The following is a 16627-nucleotide window of genomic DNA, read 5'->3' as shown; positions in this document are numbered from 1 at the left end:
TCCTTTCATAGATTGCCGAGATAGGCGTCCCACAAATGATTGCGGAAAAGAAGCCCCTTGTCGATTTCCCGCTTTTGGGCGGCAAAGGCGGCGGCGCGGGGATAGGCGCGGGCGAGTTGCTCGACCGAGGCATGCGGACGGTATGGCAGATAATAGGTCCCGCCGATGGCCAGCACCCGCTCGATCAGTTCTCGGGTCATGCGGGCCATGTCTTCCTCACCACGCACCGTCTTTTCCTGCGAAAACAGCATGACGGCGGCGATGCGCGGCTCGGAGGCATAAGCAAGCACGCTGTCGCGATCGGTATCGACGTAACGTAGCGTCACGTTCAGCAGTTGCTGGAACGACGCCGGAATGACATCCCGGCAGAGCGCAACGAATTCGGCAAAGCGCGATGGTGCGACGAAATATTCGTGCAGGATATCGGTGCGCAGCGGATCGAGGTCGTCAAGGGTAACGACGGGCTCGTTCATCAGGCTGTTGCGCGTCGCCTCGCCCGCGATCGACGGCCCTAGCGACGTTTCAGTCCACCAACGTGTATGCTTCATCCAGTCGGAGCCCACCTGACGGCGGAAGATTTCCCGCGAAATCCGGCTGATGAAACCCGAACCGGTCGCCGCGGGAATATCGGACTGGTCCGCCGCCGGCCGATAGGAGATCAGCAGACCATCCTCGAAGAACCGGTCGAGCGAGACATCCAGCCGGCCATAGGCCATCTGGATCGACGGATCCGCGTCCAGCATCCGTGCAAATGTCTCGCCCAGATCGGTGCCGGAGACGCGCTCGAATGTCGGGTTGAGGCGGCTGTTCGGCACCATGTCGAGTTCGAGTTCGGTGATGACGCCGATCAGGCCGTAGCCGCCCATGGCATGCTGAAAAAGTGCTGCGTTTTCGCTGCGCGAGCAGGTGACGAACGTCCCGTCGGACAACAGCATCTTCACCGACCGCACGGTGCTGCCGCAGCCGCTGAACCGCACCGGCCAGCCATGGGCATTGACCGAATAGGTGCTGGCAACGCCGAAATCGTTGTTGGACTGCATGACCGCCGGCGAAAAGCCGATGGCGTCGAGCCTGGCGATGACGGTGGACCACCGTGTGCCGGCGGCGACGCGATAGGTTTTGGCGGCAGTGTCGGCCTCCAGCCATTGCTGATCCAGCGTCAGCACCGTGCCGTCCCTTGCCAGACTCTGGCCGCCCATGGAATGCCGCGCGGCGCTGGCTGCAAAAGGCTGGCCGGCATCGCGCGCCTCGGCCATCATCGTACGGATCGTCTCGACAGTCTGCGTCATGGGATCGGCGGTGACGGTGATATGTCTGGCAACGGAAGTCGGGGACAGTTCACTGGCATCGTTGAGGAGAATACCGCCATTCTGGGGCGTCATCGCCACAGGAAAAACCGGCCCTGAAGCACTCGTCGGCGCCAGCAGGGTGCGCCCGGCATAGATACCAAGACCTGCCGATGCTCCAGCCAGCAGCGCGCGCCGCGTCAAACGCCCCATGATATCCCCCATTCCTCGCCCGTCACCCATGCGGGTATCATCCTTGTAACGGGCCAGCTGCAGGATTCATTCTTGGGCGGGCACATTCAACTGCAAAAGAAAAAGCCGGGCGATGCAAACCGCCCGGCTTTTGATGGTGTGATGGAAGATCTTATTCTTCCGTTGCCGCTGGCGGCTCGGCGGGTGCCTCGCCCTCCGGCAGGTCCGCTCCATCAGCGATTTCCTCGTCCTCTTCGGCAGGTTCGCTGATGCGCTCGACCGAGACGACCTTTTCGTCTTTGGCCGTCGAGAAGATCGTCACGCCCTTGGTGGCGCGGCTCGCAAGCCGGATGCCGCCAACCGGAACGCGGATCAGCTGGCCGCCATCGGAGACGAGCATGATCTGGTCCTTGTCCTCGACCGGGAAGGCCGCGACCAGTTCGCCGATTTCGCCCGTCTTGGAGGTATCCGTTGCGCGGATACCCTTGCCGCCACGGCCGGAGGTACGGAAGTCATAGGTGGAGGAGCGCTTGCCGAAGCCCTTGACCGAGACCGTCAGCACGAACTGTTCGCGTGCCTTGAGTTCTTCGTAACGAGCGTCATCAAGCTGACCTTCCTCGGTCACTTCCTCGCCAACCAGAGCGATTTCCTCGTCCTCGCCGGTCGCAGCCCGCCGCTCGGCGGCAGCGCGCTTCAGGTAGGCGGCACGTTCCCAGGGCTCGGCATCGACATGACCGACGATGGTCATCGAGATGATCCGGTCGCCGTCACCCAGCGTGATGCCGCGAACGCCGATCGAGTTGCGGCCGGCAAAGACACGCACATCATCGACCGAGAAGCGGATGCATTGGCCGAGCGCCGTCGTCAAAAGCACATCGTCATGTTCGGTGCAGGTCTCGACGGAAAGGATTTCGTCGCCCTCCTCCTCGAGCTTCATGGCGATCTTGCCGTTGCGGTTGACCTGGACGAAGTCCGACAGCTTGTTGCGGCGGACCGTGCCACGGGTGGTCGAGAACATCACGTCGAGGTTTTCCCACGTCGTTTCGTCCTCGGGCAACGGCATGATCGTGGTAATGCGCTCGCCCGGTTCCAGCGGCAGCATGTTGATCAGCGCCTTGCCGCGCGATTGCGGCGTGCCGACCGGCAGACGCCAGACCTTTTCCTTGTAGACGATGCCACGCGACGAGAAGAACAGGATCGGCGTGTGGGTATTGGCAACGAACAGGCGCGTGACGAAATCCTCGTCGCGCGTCGCCATGCCGGAGCGGCCCTTGCCGCCGCGGCGCTGCGCCCGGTAGGTCGTCAGCGGCACGCGCTTGATATAGCCGAGATGGGACACGGTGATGACCATGTCTTCCTGGGCAATCAGGTCCTCGTCGTCCATGTCCGGACCGCCTTCGACGATCACGGTGCGGCGCGGCGTGCCGAATTCGTCGCGAACGGCTGCAAGCTCGTCCTTGACGATGGTCATAATGCGGATGCGCGACGACAGGATATCGAGATAGTCGCTGATTTCGGCGCCGATCTTGTTCAGTTCGTCGCCGATTTCGTCGCGGCCCAGTGCCGTCAGGCGGGCCAGACGCAGCTCGAGGATCGCGCGGGCCTGCTCTTCCGAGAGATTGTAGGTCAGGTCCTCGTTGATCCGGTGGCGCGGATCGTCGATCAGACGGATCAGGCCTTCGACATCCGATGCCGGCCAGCGGCGCGTCATCAACTGTTCGCGCGCGGTCGCCGGATCCGGCGCTTCGCGGATCAGCTTGATGATTTCGTCGATATTGGCAACGGCAATGGCAAGACCGACCAACACATGCGCCCGGTCGCGCGCCTTGCGCAACAGGTACTTGGTGCGGCGGCTGATGACTTCCTCGCGGAAGGCGACGAAGGCGCGCAGCATGTCGAGCAGCGTCATCTGCTCCGGCTTGCCGCCGTTCAGCGCCACCATGTTGCAGCCAAACGAGGTCTGCAGCGGCGTGTAGCGATAGAGCTGGTTGAGGATGACTTCGGCATTGGCGTCGCGCTTCAGCTCGACGACGACGCGGTAGCCCTGTCGGTCGGACTCGTCGCGCAGGTCGGAAATGCCCTCGATGCGCTTGTCCTTGACCAGTTCGGCCATTTTCTCGATCATCGTCGCCTTGTTCACCTGATAGGGAACTTCGGTGATGATGATCTGTTCGCGGTCACCGCGCATCGGCTCGATGGTGGCGCGGCCGCGCATGATGACGGAGCCACGGCCGGTCTCGTAGGCTGAGCGGATGCCGGAGCGGCCAAGGATGAAGGCGCCGGTCGGGAAATCAGGCCCCGGAATGATCTCCATCAGCTGATGCAGCTCAAGCGCCGGTTCATCGATCAGCGCGATACAGCCGTTGATGACTTCGACCAGATTGTGCGGCGGGATGTTCGTCGCCATGCCGACGGCGATGCCGCCTGCCCCGTTGACCAGAAGGTTCGGGAACTTCGCAGGAACAACCGAGGGCTCGCTCAGCGTGCCGTCATAGTTGTCGCGAAAATCGACCGTTTCCTTGTCGAGGTCATCGAGCAGCGCATGCGCCGCCTTCTCCAGCCGGCACTCGGTATAGCGTTCTGCTGCCGGCGGATCGCCATCGATCGAGCCGAAATTGCCCTGACCGTCGATCAGCGGCAAACGCAGCGACCAGGGCTGAGCCATACGCGCCAGCGCATCATAAATGGCCGAGTTGCCGTGCGGATGGAATTTACCCATCACGTCCCCGGTGACGCGGGCGCATTTGACGTATTTCTTGTTCCAGTCGATGCCCAGTTCGCTCATCCCGAACAGGATGCGGCGGTGCACGGGTTTCAGACCATCGCGAACATCGGGAAGAGCACGGCTGACGATAACGCTCATGGCGTAATCGAGATACGACCGCTGCATTTCCTCCATGATGGAAATAGGCTCGATGCCTGGTGGATTCTTGCCGCCGCCGGGTGTGGTTTGTTCAGTCAATTTCGATCACGATCTTTGTTCAGAATCAGACAGATTTTTATAGCCGAATGCATCAGCGAGCGCCAATTTCGGGGCTGGGTTTTGAACAGCCTTTTAGGCTCATCGGCGCTCTCGCAGGCATTTGCAAGGCAAAAGCGGCAGAACCGTGAAAGACAGCGCTTTCATTCGATGGTCTCCTCGCCTAACAATTGGTCAGACGGCCGTTTTCAAACAAGGCCGCGAGGGGAACGGGATGCCTGACATCGACCTTCTGATCAATGCGCTGACCACCATTCTGGTCACCATCGATCCGCCCGGCCTGGCGCCGATCTTCCTCAGCCTCACGGTTGGCATGAGCCGGCAGGAACGGTTTCTGGTAGCGCGGCGCGGCACGCTGATCGCCTTCTTCATCCTTGCGGCCTTCGCGCTGTTCGGAAACGGCATCCTGGGCCTGCTCGGCATATCCATCGGCGCCTTCCGGATCGCCGGCGGGCTGCTGCTGTTCTGGATCGCCTTCGAGATGATTTTCGAGAAGCGCAACGAGCGCAAGGAAAAGACCGGCGAGGCGGCCGTCACCCGCGACCACATCCACAATATCGCCGTGTTTCCGCTGGCGTTGCCGCTGATTGCCGGCCCCGGTGCGATCTCGGCGACGATCCTGCTGTCCGGATCCTTTTCCGCAACGATCGACCGGGCTCAGCTGATCCTGGTCATCGCCTTCTGCCTCGCCATCCTGTTTGCGGCGCTTGTCATCGCCGATCGCATCGACCGGTTTCTAGGCGTCACCGGCCGCGCCATCCTGACGCGGCTTCTCGGCGTCATTCTCGCGGCGCTGGCGGTCCAGTTCGTCGTTGACGGCGTCAAATCCGCGATGGCCTGAGACCGTCAGTTCAGCGTGTCGCCTTGAGCAGGCGCTTCCACAGCGTTCCGCCAAAATAGCGGTTCGACACGATGAAATAGGCAATGATGAGCGCAAACAGCAGGAACGCAGGCAAGCCGTTCAGCTGAAAGCCGTTTTCGGTCCGGCCTCCGAAGATGGAGCTTATCAGGAACCCGCCGACGAAAAATACCGTCAGCAGGTCAAGGAAAAAAGCCAGGATGATCCGCCATGATGCCGGCGCTGGTTTGGTCGCCTGTTCTTCGCTCATTTCAATCCAGCACCTTTTTTCGAGGATCAGGCAGCAACCGCGGCCATGGCGCATTGCTCAACCGGCCCGGCTTCAAAATGGAATATCGTCATCCATATCGCGCGAAAAGTTGCCGCCGCCACCGGTGCTGCCACCGCCGGAACGGCCGGAAGAGGCCGGCGACGGACGATCGTAGTCGTCGCCGTAATTGCTGGAGCCGCCGCCTGGATTGCCGCCGCCGAAGTCCGAACCGCCGCGGCCACCGCCGGCACCCTGCCCGTCACCGCGACCGCCCAGCATGGTGAGCGTCGAGTTGAACCCCTGAAGAACGACCTCCGTCGAATAGCGGTCCTGACCATCCTTGTCCTGCCACTTGCGGGTCTGCAGCTGGCCTTCGATGTAAACCGTCGCGCCCTTCTTCAGATATTGCTCGGCGACCTTGCAGAGACCTTCATTGAAGATCACCACGCGATGCCACTCGGTCTTTTCCTTGCGCTCGCCGGAAGCGCGGTCACGCCAGCTTTCCGATGTCGCGATGTTCAGGTTGGCGATCGGCCGGCCGTCTTGCGTGCGCCGGATTTCCGGGTCCGCCCCGAGGTTTCCGATCAAAATCACCTTGTTGACACTACCTGCCATCTTGCTTTTCCTGTTATCCCGCCCGGCGTCGCAGCCGAGCTTCCAAATTCAGAGCGTGTATCTTAGCGGCTGAGCGCCAACCATACGCCCCTTCGCATTGCGTCATCCACAACAGATTTCAAATTTTGTTCTTTATTTGTTCTAATAAATTTGCAATATCTTGTCAACCGACTCAGGAAGCCGGCCTGTTTTTCGGATTGCGCCTCGACATGCGCTGTGCCGTACTTAAATAGGAGCTTTCCAATGCAGATACAAAGCTGGGCACGATGAGCAAACTCGAGACCATTTCCATCCGCGGCGCGCGCGAGCACAATCTGAAGGGCATCGACCTTGATCTGCCACGCAACAAGCTGATCGTCATGACCGGCCTGTCCGGCTCCGGAAAATCGTCGCTCGCCTTCGACACTATTTATGCGGAGGGCCAGCGGCGCTATGTCGAGAGCCTGTCGGCCTATGCCCGCCAGTTTCTCGAGATGATGCAGAAGCCGGATGTCGACCAGATCGACGGCCTGTCTCCGGCAATCTCGATCGAGCAGAAGACCACCTCGCGCAACCCGCGCTCGACGGTCGGCACGGTCACCGAGATCTACGACTACATGCGCCTGTTGTTTGCCCGCGTCGGCGTGCCCTATTCGCCGGCGACCGGCCTGCCGATCGAAAGCCAGACGGTTAGCCAGATGGTCGATCGCGTCGTCGAGTTCGGTGAAGGAACGCGTCTTTATATTCTCGCGCCGATCGTGCGCGGCCGCAAGGGCGAGTACAAGAAAGAGCTCGCCGAGCTGATGAAGAAGGGCTTTCAGCGCGTCAAGATCGACGGTCAGTTCTATGAGATCGCCGAGGCGCCTGTTCTCGACAAGAAATACAAGCACGATATCGATGTCGTCGTCGATCGCGTCGTCGTGCGGCCCGACCTGACGGCACGCCTGGCCGACAGTCTGGAAACCTGCCTGACGCTCGCCGACGGTCTGGCAATCGCCGAATTTGCCGACAAGCCGCTGCCGCCGGAAGAAACCGCGGCGGGCGGGTCGGCCAACAAGTCGCTGAACGAGACGCATGAACGCGTACTCTTTTCCGAAAAATTCGCCTGCCCGGTATCCGGCTTCACCATTTCGGAGATCGAGCCGCGGCTGTTCTCCTTCAACAATCCCTTCGGCGCCTGCCCGACCTGCGATGGTCTCGGTAGCCAGCAGAAGATCGACGAGGCCCTGATCGTTCCGGAACCCGACCGGACACTGAAGAACGGCGCCATTGCACCCTGGGCGAAATCGTCGTCCCCCTACTATAACCAGACGCTCGAAGCGCTTGGCAAGGCCTTCGGCTTCAAGCTGTCGAGCAAATGGACCGACCTGTCCGACGAGGCCAGGCACGCCATCCTGCAGGGCACGGAAGAAAAGATCAGCTTCCATTACGAGGACGGTGCCCGCTCCTACGACACCACCAAGACTTTCGAAGGCATCGTGCCCAATCTGGAGCGGCGCTGGAAGGAGACCGACAGTGCCTGGGCGCGCGAGGAAATCGAACGCTACATGTCGGCAGCCCCCTGCCCGGCCTGTGCCGGTTTCCGCCTGAAGCCGGAAGCGCTCGCCGTCAAGATCAACAAGCTGCATATCGGCGAAGTCACGCAGATGTCGATCCGCATCGCCCGCGACTGGTTCGAGACATTGCCGGAAAAGCTGACGGTCAAGCAGAACGAAATTGCCGTGCGCATCCTCAAGGAAATCCGCGAGCGGTTGCGGTTCCTCAATGACGTGGGTCTCGAATATCTCAGCCTGTCGCGCAATTCCGGCACGCTGTCGGGCGGCGAGAGCCAGCGCATCCGGCTGGCCTCGCAGATCGGCTCAGGCCTGACGGGCGTGCTCTACGTCCTCGACGAGCCGTCGATCGGCCTGCACCAGCGCGACAATGCCCGGCTGCTCGACACGCTGCGGCATCTGCGCGATATCGGCAACACCGTGATCGTCGTCGAGCATGACGAAGACGCCATCATGACGGCCGATTATGTCGTCGATATCGGACCGGCGGCCGGCATTCACGGCGGTGAGGTCGTGGCGCAGGGCACACCGCCGGAAATCCTTGCCAATCCGAACTCGCTGACCGGCAAATACCTCTCCGGCGAGCTTTCGGTTGCGGTTCCGGCCGAGCGGCGCAAGCTGAAGAAGAAAAAGGAAATTACCGTTGTCGGCGCCCGCGCCAACAACCTGAAGAACGTCACGGCCTCCATCCCGCTCGGCGTCTTCACGGCGGTTACCGGCGTGTCGGGCGGCGGCAAGTCCACCTTCCTGATCGAAACGCTCTACAAGGCGGCGGCGCGCCGCATCATGGGCGCACGTGAAAACCCGGCAGAACACGACCGGATCGACGGCTTCGAGCATATCGACAAGGTCATCGACATCGACCAGTCGCCGATCGGCCGCACGCCGCGCTCCAATCCGGCCACCTATACCGGCGCGTTCACGCCGATCCGTGACTGGTTTGCCGGTCTGCCGGAAGCAAAGACGCGCGGCTATCAGCCGGGCCGCTTCTCCTTCAACGTCAAGGGCGGCCGCTGCGAGGCCTGCCAGGGCGACGGCGTCATCAAGATCGAGATGCACTTCCTGCCGGATGTCTACGTCACCTGCGACGTCTGCCACGGCAAGCGCTACAACCGTGAAACGCTCGACGTACATTTCAAGGGCAAGTCGATCGCCGACGTGCTCGACATGACCGTCGAGGAAGGCGTCGAGTTCTTCGCCGCGGTTCCGGCCGTGCGCGACAAGCTGCAGGCGCTGCAGGGTGTCGGCCTCGGCTATATCAAGGTCGGCCAGCAGGCAAACACGCTGTCGGGCGGCGAAGCACAGCGCGTCAAGCTCGCCAAGGAATTGTCGAAACGCTCGACCGGCCGCACGCTCTATATCCTCGACGAGCCGACCACCGGCCTGCATTTCCATGATGTCGCCAAGCTGCTCGAAGTGCTGCACGAACTGGTTAACCAGGGCAATTCGGTCGTTGTCATCGAGCACAATCTCGAAGTCATCAAGACGGCCGACTGGGTGATCGATTTCGGCCCGGAAGGCGGCGACGGCGGCGGCGAGGTGATCGCGGCAGGAACACCGGAGGATATCGTCAAGGAAAAGCGGTCGCATACCGGAGCCTTCCTGAAGGAACTGCTGGAGCGGCGGCCGATCCGCAAGATGGCTGCGGCGGAATAGCCTGGACAATGAGGGGAAGATAGTATGTCAACATCAGGCACGATCCGCTGCGGTATCGGCGGCTGGACCTTCGATCCCTGGGAGGGGACGTTCTATCCGGAAAAGCTGTCGAAGAAGCGGCAGCTCGAATATGCCAGCAGCCAGTTGAAGGTGATCGAGGTCAACGGCACCTATTATGGGTCGCAGAAGCCGGAAACCTTTGCCAAATGGGCCTCCGAGGTCCCCGACGGTTTTGTCTTTTCGCTGAAGGCCAGCCGCTTTGCCACCAACAAGAAGGTGCTGGCGGACGCCGGCGAATCGATCGGCAAGTTCCTCGGTCAGGGACTGACGGAGCTGGGACCGCATCTCGGCCCCATCCTCTGGCAGTTCATGCCGACCAAACAGTTCGATGCCGGTGATTTTGGCGCCTTCCTGGCACTCTTGCCGGAAAAGCAGGATGGCCTGACGCTGCGTCATGTCGTCGAGGTCCGTCACCCCTCGTTCCGCACGCCGGAATTCACGGCACTGCTGGCGAAACACAATGTCGCCGTCGTCTGCGCCGATCACGCGGAATATCCGATGATCGCCGACGTGACCTCGGATTTCGTCTATGCGCGCCTGCAGACCGGCAGCGACGATGTCGCGACCTGCTACGATGACAAGCGGCTGGATCTCTGGGCTGATCGCCTGAAGACCTGGGCATCCGGCGGTATGGTCGATGGGCTCGAACGTGGCGATCCCGCGCGCAAGCCCGAAAAGAAACCACGCGATGTGTTTGCCTTCTTCATCACCGAGGGCAAGGTCAATGCGCCGAATGGCGCGCGGGCTTTGCAAAAACGCGTCGACTGATCAGGCCGGCAGCGGCTCGATCGCCGCGGCCAGGTCTTCCGCCGTCAGCCCCTCGCCTGCCTTGGCACCGGCCCGGCCGTGGCGCCAGACACCCGCTGCGGCGGCTTCGAAGGCGGGCATGCCCTGCGCCAGATGTGCGCCGATGATGCCGGCGAGCGTATCGCCCGATCCGGCCGTGGCAAGCCAGGGCGGCGCGTTGGTGTTGATTGCGGCGCGGCCATCGGGCGATGCGATCACCGTATCGGCGCCCTTGTAGACGATGACGGCATGACTGCGCTTGGCGGCCGCGATGGCGCGGTCGACCTTCGAGAGGGTTGGGTCTGCGTCGATATCCGGAAACAGCCGGGCAAACTCGCCGTCGTGCGGAGTCATGACCAGATGGGTTTCGCCCTGCGCATAAGCCTCGAAAAGCAAGGACGGGTCGTCCTTGAAAGCGGTGATCCCGTCCGCATCGAGCACCAGCGCCCGGTCGTTGAGCAGCAGCGCGTATTGGCGGGCTGTTTCCAGATCGCCGAACCCCGGACCCAGCACGAAGGCTCCGATGCGCTTGTCGGCAAGCCAGCGCGCAAGAGCGCCGGCATCACCAATTTCCTTCAGCATCACGGCTGTCAGATGCGCAGCGTTGGCATCGAGCGCGGCGGAGGCCGACGCCAGCGTAACCAGTCCGGCGCCGGCCTTCAATCCGGCCGCTGCCGAAAGCCGCGCCGCACCCGTTGCCAGCGGGCCGCCGGAGAAAACCGCGAGATGGCCGCGCTTGAATTTATGGGCCGACGGATCAAGCGCATGCGCCTGTCCGGCCCAGAGATGCGGGCCGTTTTCACTCAGCCCGCTTGTGTGGGCAGCCAAGATGCGTTGCGGGATGCCGATATCGAACACTTCCAGGCTGCCGCAGAGCGTGCGGCCCGGCAGCAGCAGATGCCCCGGCTTTCGCGCCATGAACGTGACGGTATGGCTGGCGTGAAAACTCTCGCCCAGCACCTGCCCCGTGCGGCCGTCAACGCCGGACGGCAAGTCCACCGCGATAACCGGCAGCTGCTCGCTCCCGACGGCGCGCATCACGGCCGCCACCTCATCCGGCACGGCGCGCGACAGGCCGGCGCCGAACAGGGCATCGATGACGATGTCGCCTGGCCTGGGCCTGTATTTCGCCAGCGGTTCGCCGGCATGCCCCCATCCCGCACAGGCACGGGCGGCATCGCCTTTCAGATGGGCGGGATCGCCGAGAGCATGGACCGCAACCTGCGCTCCGCTCGCGTGCAAGGCGGCGGCGGCAATATATCCATCGCCGCCGTTGTTGCCGGGCCCGCACAGGACGACAAACCGCAACGCCTGCGGATAAAGCCGCAAGGCGGCCGCCGAAACGGCCGTGCCCGCGGAGGTCATGAGCCTGAAACTGTCGATCCCCGACAGCGCCGCGTCGCGATCGATCGCGGACATTTCGGCAGGGGTTATGATGGAATCGTCCCGGTCAACTGGCATGGCAACAAAATGCCCCCAAGCCGGTGAACCGACAAGCATAAAACGCCAGCCTATTTTGGCTATTTTTTATGCATTTGCACATATTTGCCGCTCAAATATAACGCTTAACGGAGCATCCGGCACAACAAGCTGCGGACAATCATCATTGCCGTAGGAAAATTCATAAAAAATAGGCAAAAGGCGCTGTTTATTCCGAATAAAGGGATATGATCGGGACAGATGGAGGAGTTTTCATCCAAAACGGCATCGCATTTGCCATATCTGGCATGTAAAATGCATATCGAGGGCGAGCGGGCATAAGCCTGCCATAACGGGAGAAGCGGAGAGATATTTTCTCATGAAAAAGATCGAAGCGATCATAAAGCCTTTCAAGCTTGATGAAGTGAAGGAAGCCCTTCAGGAAGTTGGCCTCCAGGGTATCACCGTCACCGAGGCGAAGGGTTTTGGACGCCAGAAAGGCCATACGGAACTGTACCGTGGGGCAGAATACGTTGTTGATTTTCTCCCCAAGGTGAAAGTCGAAGTCGTGCTGGCTGATGAAAACGCGGAGGCCGTGATCGAGGCCATCCGCAACGCCGCCCAGACCGGACGTATTGGCGACGGAAAGATTTTCGTCTCCAATATCGAGGAGGTCATTCGGATCCGCACCGGCGAGACCGGTATCGACGCCATCTAATCCGCCCGGCCGTTCGGTTCGGGCTCTACCTCGTCATCTCAAAAGAGGGACTTACAAAACATGACGACTGCAAATGATATCCTCAAGCAAATCAAGGATAACGACGTCAAGTTCGTTGATCTGCGCTTCACGGACCCGAAGGGCAAGCTGCAGCACGTAACCATGGACGTCGGCTGTGTTGATGAGGACATGTTCGCCGACGGCGTCATGTTCGACGGCTCGTCGATCGGCGGCTGGAAGGCCATCAATGAATCCGACATGGTGCTGATGCCCGATCCGGCAACCGTGCACATGGATCCCTTCTTTGCCCAGTCCACCATGGTCATCGTCTGCGACATTCTCGACCCGGTCTCCGGCGAAGCCTATAACCGCGATCCGCGCGGCATCGCCAAGAAGGCCGAAGCCTACCTCAAGGCATCCGGCATCGGCGACACCATCTTCGTTGGTCCGGAACCGGAATTCTTCGTCTTCGACGACGTGAAGTACAAGGCCGACCCCTACAACACCGGCTTCAAGCTCGACTCGTCGGAACTGCCGTCCAACGACGACACCGACTACGAAACCGGCAACCTCGGCCATCGTCCGCGCGTCAAGGGCGGCTATTTCCCCGTTCCGCCGATCGACAGCTGCCAGGACATGCGTTCCGAAATGCTGACGGTTCTGACCGAAATGGGCGTCACCGTCGAAAAGCAGCACCACGAAGTGGCCGCCGCCCAGCACGAGCTCGGCGTCAAGTTCGACACGCTGGTGCGCAACGCCGACAAGATCCAGATCTACAAGTACGTCGTCCATCAGGTCGCCAACGCCTATGGCAAGACGGCAACCTTCATGCCGAAGCCGATCTTCGGCGACAACGGCTCGGGCATGCACGTGCACCAGTCGATCTGGAAGGACGGCAAGCCGACCTTCGCCGGCGACGAATATGCCGGCCTGTCGGAGTCCTGCCTGTTCTACATCGGCGGCATCATCAAGCATGCCAAGGCGATCAATGCCTTCACTAACCCGACGACCAACTCCTACAAGCGTCTGGTTCCGGGCTATGAAGCGCCGGTTCTGCTCGCCTATTCGGCCCGCAACCGTTCCGCCTCCTGCCGTATTCCGTTCGGGACCGGTCCGAAGTCGAAGCGCGTCGAAGTTCGCTTCCCCGATCCGCTGGCAAACCCGTATCTCGGCTTTGCCGCCATGCTGATGGCCGGCCTCGACGGCATCAAGAACAAGATCCATCCCGGCAAGGCCATGGACAAGGATCTCTATGATCTGCCGCCGAAGGAACTGAAGAAGATCCCGACCGTCTGCGGCTCGCTGCGCGAAGCGCTCGAAAGCCTCGACAAGGACCGCAAGTTCCTGACAGCCGGCGGCGTCTTCGACGACGATCAGATCGATGCCTATATCGAACTGAAGATGGTCGAAGTCATGCGTTTCGAAATGACCCCGCATCCGGTCGAATTCGACATGTACTACTCGGCTTAACAGCCGGTTCCGGGCCCGCCCTGGCGGGTCCATCTCAAACAAAAGGCCGGCTTCGCATGCGAAGCCGGCCTTTTGTTTTCAAACGCTATGCTCAGCTCAGTTCTTCTTCAGCCGCTGCTTCAGGAGGTTGAGATATTCCTCGTTGCCATCCGGCTGCTGGCTCACCGCTTCCGGCACCTTGCATGCCGGCTTGTAGTCGATCGCCATGCCGGCCTTGACGCAGATACCAACCTGCCAGCCGGGTGGCAGTGCCGTCAGATCGACGTCCTTCCATTTCGGATGGCCGGTCTCCTGCAGCTTGTCGAGATTGTTGAGAATGAGGCTGGAGAACTCCGACACCGCCTTGCAGCTTTCGCGCTGGTAGGCATTGCGCTTGACGTCATAATCATAGGTCATCATCACAGCCTTGACGGCGATCAGGTCAACGGGATCCTTCTGGAAGTCATAGGTTCCGCCGGCGATGCGCGACCGCGTATAGGTTGCCAGCAACGGCGCCTCGGTGATCGGCACGAGATGGAACCTGGCCCCGTCGATCGGATTGTTCTTGAACAGTGCTGCCGGCGCACCGGCCACATAGAAGAACGCATCGATTTCGCCGGACAGCAGTTTCGGCAAGGCGGCGTCGGGGTTGAGCGGCACCCGCTCGCCGGTCTTTACCTGCAGGATATCGAGGATCAGAGACGATGTGAGAAAGGTGCCGCTGTCCTTGACGCCGACGGCAACCTTTTTGCCGGCAAGACCGCCCATGTCCTTGATGTCGGCGCGCGCCAGAACATGGATTTCCTCATTGTAGAGCGGGAACATGATGCGCACGCCGCGCACCGCCTGCTGCACCTCCGGATCGTCAGCCTCGAAGGTTTTCAGATATTCCAGCACGTCGCTCTGGACGATGCCGAACTGGGTGTTCCTGCTGTTGCGCACGCCGACGAAGTTTTCGAGCGAGCCGGCCGATTCCTTGACGTTGAGCGTCAGGCCGCATGTCTTGCCGAGCGTTGCGACGTCCCGTCCGATCTGGATATAGGTGCCTTGCGGCCCGCCGGTCATGATGTTCTTTTCGAATTCGGCCGCCGATGGCGGGGCGAGCGAAACGGCTGCAAGGATCGTTGCGGCAGCAATGGCCTGTCGAAACATCATATCTTCTCCCAAAAGGCCGTCCGCCCCGGTAAGGCGGATGCCGGTTTGTCAGCAGTCACTCTTAAAATCGCGCATCAGGTTGCGCATCAGGATCAACGGCACCCTGCCGAAAGCGTCTTCCAGCGCATCCGTGACACAAGCGCCCGATACCAGCCGGTCTTTGAGACGCTGTTTCTTTTCATCGTCCAGTAAGCTCACACCGCGCGTTGCGCCGATGATCTTGTCCACCATCGAGCGATCGCGCGGCTTCAATCCCGCGGCTGGAACGGTCTCTTCGGTTTCGGCTACCGGTTTGTCGATTGCAGGCGTATCGGACGGAACGACGGTCGTCTTTCCGGCAACAGCGGCCTGATCCTCAAGCTGCGTCTCGAGCGCCTCGACCTTGCGGCGCTCGTCGGCGAGACTTTGCTCCAGCGTCTGGATCTGTACGTCACGCGCCAGATCGAGTGCGGACTTGAAGGTTGGCGGCTTTTTCTCTGCCTCCGTCACCTTTTGCTCCAGTGCCTTGCGCGCAGCCACGGTGTCCGCCATGGCCCGTTCCACGGCGGCTTTCAGATCGGTGACCTGCTTGTTCAGGGCGGCCTTATCGGTACTGAGGTTTTGGACCTGTGTACGGGCGTCGGCAACCTCGGCCTTCGCCGTGCTTAACTGTTGCGTGAGCCCGGCAATCGTCGCGGTAAAATCATCCGCCGCGGTTTTCGCCGCCGTCTTTTCCGTCGAAAGCAGCTTTTCAAGCGCGGAGATATCGGCGTCGCGCTTGTCGAGCAGGCGATGGAGCTTGGGAACTTCGTTCAGCGTCAGGTCGGCATAGTCTTTTTCGAGTTCGCCTGCCCAGCTTCCGGAATTCCTTTTGAGTTCGGCCAGATTGCTGTTCGCCGTGTCCTTCTCTGCCGTTACCGCAGCCAGTTCATCCCTCAGCGAGTCCGTCTGCGCCGTCAATGCGGCGATTTCCGTCTGCATCTGCTGGCGGGCAAACCAGAAATAGCCGCCGGCGGCAGCCAGCAACAGGCACAGAACAGCCGGCAGCAACAGGCTGGACGAACCGCCGCCGCGTGTCACCTGATTGTTCCTGCCCCACTGATTGCTCATGCCGTATCCACCACCGAAGAACGCTCCATCAAAGGAGGTACGATGAATTTCCCGGAGAGGCAAGCAATGGCATCAGTTGCACCTGCGCCTCAATTCTGCGACCGGCATACGCCCGCCGCCGCCTGCGCTTCGCACTTGATGTTTGATGAAAAACCACCACATATGAAGGCGAAAGGAACCTAACATGATGAAACAAAGAGACGCAAAATTTCAGATTGGACAGGTTGTTCGCCATCGCGTGTTTCCATTCCGCGGCGTCATATTCGATGTCGATCCGGAATATGCCAACACCGAGGAATGGTGGAATTCGATTCCCGCCGAGGTCCGCCCGACCAAGGACCAGCCGTTTTACCATCTGCTGGCGGAGAACGACGAGACGGAATATGTCGCCTATGTCTCCGAACAGAATCTCGTTTCGGATGAGAGCGGAATGCCCGTGCGCCACTCGCAGGTGAATGCCTTCTTCGATCCGGAGACCGTTGGCCAGTACAAGCCGAAAGCGGTCGTCCAACACTGACAATCATTCACTGCCGATGACCATTGTCTGAAAACAAAACAGCCCGGACGAGATTTCGTCCGGG

The 16627-nt window shown here is 60.9% G+C and carries 13 protein-coding genes; 6 read left to right on the top strand and 7 right to left on the bottom strand.

Translation table 11 applies throughout. The features are described 5' to 3' along the window. Window positions 1–5: 5 nt before the first annotated feature. Complete coding sequence (locus ADU59_RS18425; RefSeq protein WP_244506459.1) at window positions 6–1529, bottom strand: FAD-binding oxidoreductase; 1524 nt, start codon at window positions 1527–1529, stop codon at window positions 6–8. Window positions 1530–1650: 121 nt separating this feature from the next. Beyond that, window positions 1651–4440 (bottom strand): DNA gyrase subunit A, encoded by a 2790-nt coding sequence (gyrA, locus tag ADU59_RS18420; protein ID WP_068955600.1) that lies wholly within the window; start codon window positions 4438–4440, stop codon window positions 1651–1653. A gap of 232 nt (window positions 4441–4672) precedes the next feature. Between gyrA and ADU59_RS18415 the strand changes: the two genes are divergently transcribed. Beyond that, window positions 4673–5299 (top strand): MarC family protein, encoded by a 627-nt coding sequence (locus tag ADU59_RS18415; protein ID WP_068955599.1) that lies wholly within the window; start codon window positions 4673–4675, stop codon window positions 5297–5299. Between the two features lie 10 nt (window positions 5300–5309). On the opposite strand, the gene ADU59_RS18410 is transcribed toward ADU59_RS18415, so the two are convergent. Together ADU59_RS18410 and ADU59_RS18405 are read right to left on the bottom strand one after the other, a co-directional pair. After that, window positions 5310–5567, bottom strand: coding sequence for an RDD family protein (locus tag ADU59_RS18410; RefSeq protein WP_068955676.1), 258 nt, complete (start codon window positions 5565–5567; stop codon window positions 5310–5312). Between the two features lie 72 nt (window positions 5568–5639). After that, window positions 5640–6182, bottom strand: coding sequence for a single-stranded DNA-binding protein (locus tag ADU59_RS18405; RefSeq protein ID WP_068955598.1), 543 nt, complete (start codon window positions 6180–6182; stop codon window positions 5640–5642). A 266-nt stretch (window positions 6183–6448) separates the two neighbouring features. Between ADU59_RS18405 and uvrA the strand changes: the two genes are divergently transcribed. Together uvrA and ADU59_RS18395 are read left to right on the top strand one after the other, a co-directional pair. After that, a complete protein-coding gene (gene uvrA, locus ADU59_RS18400; protein WP_068955597.1) occupies window positions 6449–9370 on the top strand; it encodes an excinuclease ABC subunit UvrA in 2922 nt (973 codons plus the stop codon). A 24-nt stretch (window positions 9371–9394) separates the two neighbouring features. Beyond that, entirely contained in the window at window positions 9395–10198 is an 804-nt protein-coding gene (locus tag ADU59_RS18395; RefSeq protein WP_068955596.1) for a DUF72 domain-containing protein, read from the top strand. Here ADU59_RS18395 and ADU59_RS18390 read toward each other — a convergent pair whose 3' ends face one another. Continuing rightward, complete coding sequence (locus ADU59_RS18390) at window positions 10199–11677, bottom strand: bifunctional ADP-dependent NAD(P)H-hydrate dehydratase/NAD(P)H-hydrate epimerase (protein WP_068955675.1); 1479 nt, start codon at window positions 11675–11677, stop codon at window positions 10199–10201. 337 nt (window positions 11678–12014) lie between these two features. Between ADU59_RS18390 and ADU59_RS18385 the strand changes: the two genes are divergently transcribed. After that, window positions 12015–12353, top strand: a complete 339-nt coding sequence (locus tag ADU59_RS18385) for a P-II family nitrogen regulator (protein WP_018324798.1) — start codon at window positions 12015–12017, stop codon at window positions 12351–12353. Between the two features lie 60 nt (window positions 12354–12413). Continuing rightward, entirely contained in the window at window positions 12414–13823 is a 1410-nt protein-coding gene (gene glnA / locus ADU59_RS18380; RefSeq protein ID WP_068955595.1) for a type I glutamate--ammonia ligase, read from the top strand. 96 nt (window positions 13824–13919) lie between these two features. Here glnA and ADU59_RS18375 read toward each other — a convergent pair whose 3' ends face one another. Both ADU59_RS18375 and ADU59_RS18370 read right to left on the bottom strand, forming a co-directional pair. Continuing rightward, window positions 13920–14957: a TAXI family TRAP transporter solute-binding subunit gene (locus tag ADU59_RS18375; RefSeq protein ID WP_068955594.1), complete on the bottom strand. Its 1038-nt coding sequence runs from the start codon at window positions 14955–14957 to the stop codon at window positions 13920–13922. 48 nt (window positions 14958–15005) lie between these two features. Further along, window positions 15006–16046, bottom strand: a complete 1041-nt coding sequence (locus ADU59_RS18370; protein ID WP_068955593.1) for a hypothetical protein — start codon at window positions 16044–16046, stop codon at window positions 15006–15008. 187 nt (window positions 16047–16233) lie between these two features. On the opposite strand from ADU59_RS18370, the gene hspQ reads away from it, so the two are divergent. Continuing rightward, entirely contained in the window at window positions 16234–16563 is a 330-nt protein-coding gene (hspQ, locus tag ADU59_RS18365; protein WP_068955674.1) for a heat shock protein HspQ, read from the top strand. Window positions 16564–16627 lie beyond the last annotated feature (64 nt).

It is taken from the genome of Pararhizobium polonicum (assembly GCF_001687365.1).
Taxonomy (GTDB): domain Bacteria; phylum Pseudomonadota; class Alphaproteobacteria; order Rhizobiales; family Rhizobiaceae; genus Pararhizobium; species Pararhizobium polonicum.
Note: the sequence above shows the minus strand (reverse complement) of the source record. Positions and strands in the feature narration are given on the sequence as shown.

Excerpts from the sequence above, each read along its gene's own strand:
- ADU59_RS18425 (WP_244506459.1), bottom strand. The coding sequence starts at position 1,529 with ATGGGTGACGGGCGAGGAATGGGGGATATCATGGGGCGTTTGACGCGG.
- hspQ (WP_068955674.1), top strand. The coding sequence starts at position 16,234 with ATGAAACAAAGAGACGCAAAATTTCAGATTGGACAGGTTGTTCGCCAT.
- glnA (WP_068955595.1), top strand. The coding sequence starts at position 12,414 with ATGACGACTGCAAATGATATCCTCAAGCAAATCAAGGATAACGACGTC.
- ADU59_RS18405 (WP_068955598.1), bottom strand. The coding sequence starts at position 6,182 with ATGGCAGGTAGTGTCAACAAGGTGATTTTGATCGGAAACCTCGGGGCG.
- ADU59_RS18415 (WP_068955599.1), top strand. The coding sequence starts at position 4,673 with ATGCCTGACATCGACCTTCTGATCAATGCGCTGACCACCATTCTGGTC.
- ADU59_RS18385 (WP_018324798.1), top strand. The coding sequence starts at position 12,015 with ATGAAAAAGATCGAAGCGATCATAAAGCCTTTCAAGCTTGATGAAGTG.
- uvrA (WP_068955597.1), top strand. The coding sequence starts at position 6,449 with ATGAGCAAACTCGAGACCATTTCCATCCGCGGCGCGCGCGAGCACAAT.
- ADU59_RS18410 (WP_068955676.1), bottom strand. The coding sequence starts at position 5,567 with ATGAGCGAAGAACAGGCGACCAAACCAGCGCCGGCATCATGGCGGATC.
- ADU59_RS18375 (WP_068955594.1), bottom strand. The coding sequence starts at position 14,957 with ATGATGTTTCGACAGGCCATTGCTGCCGCAACGATCCTTGCAGCCGTT.
- ADU59_RS18395 (WP_068955596.1), top strand. The coding sequence starts at position 9,395 with ATGTCAACATCAGGCACGATCCGCTGCGGTATCGGCGGCTGGACCTTC.
- ADU59_RS18370 (WP_068955593.1), bottom strand. The coding sequence starts at position 16,046 with ATGAGCAATCAGTGGGGCAGGAACAATCAGGTGACACGCGGCGGCGGT.
- ADU59_RS18390 (WP_068955675.1), bottom strand. The coding sequence starts at position 11,677 with ATGCCAGTTGACCGGGACGATTCCATCATAACCCCTGCCGAAATGTCC.